This is a genomic window from Granulicatella sp. (assembly GCF_057274575.1).
The window spans coordinates 1-3980 of sequence record NZ_DBHISP010000035.1; the positions used below are offsets into that span (position 1 = coordinate 1).

At 36.5% G+C, this 3980-nt stretch carries 4 protein-coding genes; all 4 read left to right on the forward strand.

The features are described 5' to 3' along the window. Positions 1–222 precede the first annotated feature (222 nt). A complete protein-coding gene (locus ACO5V7_RS08760; RefSeq protein ID WP_485485878.1) occupies positions 223–900 on the forward strand; it encodes an N-acetylmannosamine-6-phosphate 2-epimerase in 678 nt (225 codons plus the stop codon). Between the two features lie 43 nt (positions 901–943). After that, positions 944–2449 (forward strand): PTS transporter subunit EIIC, encoded by a 1506-nt coding sequence (locus ACO5V7_RS08765; RefSeq protein WP_005605121.1) that lies wholly within the window; start codon positions 944–946, stop codon positions 2447–2449. Between the two features lie 122 nt (positions 2450–2571). Further along, on the forward strand, positions 2572–3387 hold the full coding sequence (locus ACO5V7_RS08770; RefSeq protein ID WP_049554694.1) for a MurR/RpiR family transcriptional regulator: 816 nt from the start codon (positions 2572–2574) through the stop codon (positions 3385–3387). A 16-nt stretch (positions 3388–3403) separates the two neighbouring features. Beyond that, entirely contained in the window at positions 3404–3898 is a 495-nt protein-coding gene (locus tag ACO5V7_RS08775; RefSeq protein ID WP_485485879.1) for a PTS sugar transporter subunit IIA, read from the forward strand. The last annotated feature ends 82 nt before the right edge of the window (positions 3899–3980 follow it).

Sequence of the window (3980 nt, forward strand, 5' to 3'; positions counted from 1 at the left end):
TTTACGAGCATTTAAGAAAATATAAAAAGATAATTAGAAATTTATACTTTGTTTAGTGTAAAATTTTTGATTGGGCATGAAAGTAATTTCGAAAAAAGGATAAAGGAAGAAATGATAGAGACGGTTTTTGAAACTACTTACTAAAAAAACTAGGTGTATTGAAAATGGTTTCTATGACTAGTATACTGATAATATGAAAGGGTTTTAAAAAGGAGGCTGTTTATGAGAATACATGGTCAATTAATTGTATCATGCCAAGCATTGCCGCATGAACCATTGCATAGTGATTATATTATGGCTCGTATGGCAGTTGCTGCAAAGGAAGGAGGAGCAAAGGGGATTCGTGCCAACTCAGTAGTGGACATAAAAGCAATCAAAGAAGCTGTAGATTTACCAGTTATTGGAATTATTAAACGAGATTATAACGATTCGGATGTTTTTATTACTGCCACGTTGAAGGAAGTAGACGAACTTATGACGGTTCAACCAGAAATTATTGCACTGGATGCGACTTCATCTACTCGTCCAAATGGACAGTCGTTGGACGAATTTTATAAGAAAATTAGAGAAAAATATCCTAATCAATTATTGATGGCGGATTGTTCTACAGTAGAAGAAATGATTCACGCTGATGAACTCGGTTTTGATTTTATCGGAAGTACTTTAGTGGGATATACGAAACAAAGTAAGGGAGATAAAATTGAAGCGAATGATTTTGAAATTTTAAGAACTGTTTTGAAACAAATCAAACATCCTTTAATTGCAGAGGGAAATATTGATACACCGGAAAAGGTGAAAAGAGTGCTAGAGTTGGGCGCTTATAGTGTAGTTGTAGGTTCTGCGATTACGCGTCCACAACTCATTACAAAAAAATTTGTTGATGCTATTCATCAACACTAGGAAAGATAAGAATTATTCATTTTAAGTTTAGGGGGAAAACCATATGTTTAAAGTCTTACAAAAAATAGGGAAGGCATTTATGTTGCCAATTGCCATTTTGCCGGCAGCTGGTTTGCTATTAGGGATTGGGGGAGCTTTATCCAATCCAACAACTGTTGCGACATACCCTGCATTAAATAACGAAGTATTACAAGCGATTTTTAAAGTGATGAGCCAAGCTGGAGAAGTTGTCTTTGCAAATCTATCACTTCTTCTCTGTATCGGGCTCTGTATCGGGCTAGCAAAACGTGACAAAGGAACTGCTGCTCTTGCTGGGGTTACAGGATACTTGGTAATGACTGCAACTATTAAAGCTCTTGTTGGATTATTTATGGCAAAAGATGCTTCCATTGATACTGGGGTTATCGGTGCTGTTGTAGTTGGATCAGTGGCTGTATGGTTACATAACCGTTATAACAATATTCAATTACCTCAAGTACTTGGATTCTTTGGTGGTAGCCGTTTTGTTCCAATTGTAACATCATTTGCGTCTATCTTTGTGGGAGCAATCTTCTTCTTAGTATGGCCACCATTCCAACAATTATTAGTATCTACTGGTGGATATATCTCACAAGCTGGTCCAATTGGTACATTTTTATATGGCTTCTTAATGCGTTTATGTGGTGCTGTAGGGTTACACCATATGATTTATCCAATGTTCTGGTTTACAGAATTAGGTGGAGTGGAAGTTGTAGCTGGCCAAACTGTGGTTGGGGCTCAAAAAATCTTCTTTGCTCAATTAGCGGATCCAAACCATGTAGGACTATTTACTGAAGGAACTCGTTTCTTCGCTGGACGTTTTTCAACAATGATGTTTGGTCTTCCAGCAGCCTGCTTAGCAATGTACCACTGTGTACCAAAAGATCGTCGTAAAAAATACGCTGGTTTATTCTTCGGGGTTGCATTAACTTCATTTATTACTGGTATTACAGAACCAATTGAGTTCATGTTCTTATTCGTAAGCCCAGTATTATATGTTGTTCACGCATTCCTTGATGGGGTAAGTTTCTTCATCGCTGATATTCTAAATATCTCTATTGGTAATACATTCTCAGGTGGGGTTATCGACTTCACATTATTTGGGGTATTACAAGGTAATGATAAGACAAACTGGTTATTACAAATTCCATTTGGTCTTGTTTGGAGCGTTTTATATTATGTTGTATTTAGATGGTTTATTCTTCAATTCAATGTTGCTACACCAGGACGTGTTGAAGATGATTTAGCTAGTGATGAAAAACCAGTTGTGGAAACTAAAGATAGCTTAAAACAAGATAGCGTTCGTATTATTGATGCTTTGGGTGGTCAAGAAAATATCGAAGATGTAGATGCTTGTATCACACGTTTACGCGTATCTGTTAAAGATGTTGAAAAAGTGAATAAAGCAACGTTAAAAGAAATCGGTGCTGTTGATGTTCTTGAAGTGAAAGGCGGCATTCAAGCAATTTATGGAGCTAAAGCTATCCTATACAAAAACAATATCAATGAAATTTTAGGTGTAGATGACTAGTAATCAATCTTAACTAAAGCAGGTAAACTAGCCCTCGTGTCTAGTTTGCCTGCTTTTAATTTTTAATAGGAATATGCATCGTATGTTATAATAAAAAAAGCAAATTCAAAGGGGAGATGCAGGTGTTGTCATTCGAGAAAAAAGTGGCTCCTATTATAGAGTCTATTTACGATACTTTAACACCGATTGAAAAGACAATTGCACAGTATTTTCTAGAACCAATTCCAGAAGGAGTGTCTCTTTCGGCACAAGAAGTGTCCAATCGTTTATTCGTTTCCATTCCGTCACTGACAAGATTTGCCCAGAAATGCGGATATAACGGATATCGACAATTTATTTATGATTATGAAAAGAGAAGTAAGGAAGAGTCGACGCTTCATATTAATTCGACTAAAATCGTTCTTGAAGATTATGCTGAGCTTTTGTCGAAGTCTTTTTCCCTTGTAAATGAAGCTCAATTAATTCGAGTTTGTGAATTGCTCAGCAGTGCTAAAAGGGTATATATATATGGTCAAGGGAGCTCTGGACTAGCAGCATTAGAGATGAAATTTCGGTTTATGAGACTTGGGATGATTTGTGAGGCGATTACGGATTTGCATACAATGCTTATGAATCGTGTGCTTGTTGATGAAGATTGTCTTGTCATTGGAATCACAGTTTCGGCAAATGAAAGTGTGGTAAAGGCAGTAAATATTGCAAAGAATCAGGGAGCAAAAACGGTTCTGATCACTTCTAAAAAGAGTGAGGAACTGTCGCATGAATGCGATGAATTGGTACTTATTGCGATGAAAAATGCTTTGGAACAAGGGACGACAATTTCACCACAGTTTCCGGTTTTAGTGGTGGTTGATATTTTGTATAGTTATTACAAGGAAATCGATAAGGAAAGAAAGCATTCTATTTTTTCAAATACATTGCATGCGATTCAACCTGAATAAAGAAGGAGAAGATAAAATGTTTGGATTTTTTAAAAAGAATCAAGTAGAAAAAGAAGTTTTAGTTTTTGCACTTGTAGCTGGGGAAATTGTTCCAATTACACAAGTGAATGATCCAGTGTTTGCTGGAAAGATGATGGGAGACGGCTTTGCAGTCATCCCAGCAAATGGTGTCATTACTTCACCTGTTAAAGGAGAAGTAGTCAATGTTTTTCCAACACTTCACGCTATAGGAATTCAAACTTCGGGAGGACTTGAAGTGTTGGTTCATATGGGAATTGATACGGTTGAGTTAAAAGGAGTACCTTTTGAAACAACAGTAACTGTAGGGCAAAAGGTAGATGAGAACACAGTGTTATCGACAGTTGATCTAGAAGCGTTAAAAGCAGCGGGTAAAAATACTGCGATGATGGTTCTCTTTACGAATATGGATAAGGTAGATTCTATCTCTATTGCAACAGAAGGTTCTATTGAAGGAAAAGAAGAAGTAGGGAAAGTAACCTTAAAAGCTTAATAAATAAGAAAGAACCTCCGTCCAATAATGTACTGACCCCAAAAAGTTAGACAATTAATTTAAGCAAAGGATTTAGTTCTGT

Coding starts and splice junctions, on each gene's coding strand:
- ACO5V7_RS08760 (WP_485485878.1), top strand. CDS start 223: ATGAGAATACATGGTCAATTAATTGTATCATGCCAAGCATTGCCGCAT.
- ACO5V7_RS08765 (WP_005605121.1), top strand. CDS start 944: ATGTTTAAAGTCTTACAAAAAATAGGGAAGGCATTTATGTTGCCAATT.
- ACO5V7_RS08775 (WP_485485879.1), top strand. CDS start 3,404: ATGTTTGGATTTTTTAAAAAGAATCAAGTAGAAAAAGAAGTTTTAGTT.